The sequence below is a fragment of the Tenacibaculum geojense genome, assembly GCF_042676005.1.
Lineage (GTDB): Bacteria > Bacteroidota > Bacteroidia > Flavobacteriales > Flavobacteriaceae > Polaribacter > Polaribacter geojense.
The window spans coordinates 1-999 of the sequence record NZ_JBHTJR010000013.1 but is presented as its reverse complement, the minus strand read 5'-3'; the positions used below and the strand labels follow the sequence as shown (position 1 = coordinate 999).

Here is a 999-nt window from a genome sequence, read left to right as displayed (position 1 = left end):
CATCGTCTATCGCATCGATTGGATTCGAAACTACAACCGTAGCTGTCGCTATATCACAGTTTGCTGGATTGGCTCCATTCTCACATAACTCATATTCTACTAAATACGTACCTGATGGTGTACCCGCATCAATACTAATCGCTCCTGTCAACGGATCTAAGGTCAATCCTGTTGGATTCGTACCATTTGGATCTGGCGTGATGGTTACCTCGCCTGGGTTGCTTCCTATAACCACTGGTGATCCGTCTAGAGTATCATTATCCGTTACATCGCCCGTGCTATCTCCAATAGTTAGCGGACTGGCACTGTAATCATCGTCTATCGCATCGATTGGATTCGAAACTACAACCGTAGCTATCGCTATATCACAGTTTGCTGGATTGGCTCCATTCTCACATATCTCATATTCTACTACATACGTACCTGATGGTGTGCCCGTATCAATACTAATCGCTCCTGTCAATGGATCTAAGGTCAATCCTGTTGGATTCGTACCGTTTGGATCTGGCGTGATGGTTACCTCGCCTGGGTTGCTTCCTATAACCACTGGTGATCCGTCTAAAGTATCGTTATCCGTTACATCGCCCGTGCTATCTCCAATAGTTAGCGGACTGGCACTGTAATCATCATCTATCGCATCTACAACACTATTAACTGTAATTGTTCCTGTAGCTGAAATTGAACCACAACCCCCTGTTAATAAAATACTATAATTAAAAACACCACTCTCTGTTGGTGTACCACTAATTGTTATTATATCACCAGACCATGTTGCACTAACTCCTGCAGGTAAACCATTTGCTCCTGAAACACCATCATTACTAATACCTGAAGCGTTAGTAGTTGTATGGGTTACATTAGTTATTGCTACATTATAATCTGTAGTTGGTGTTGAACTCGCTGATGAAACTGTATTTGATGGCGATATTGTCATTGTGATTCCTGAACTTGTAGCATCACAGCCCGTTGTGGTATTCACCACACGAACCGTTACTTCAT

At 42.8% G+C, this 999-nt stretch carries 1 pseudogene; it reads right to left on the bottom strand.

The window, feature by feature from the left end:
• Positions 1-999: pseudogene (locus ACFQ1U_RS00665) on the bottom strand (hypothetical protein); the annotation flags it as partial.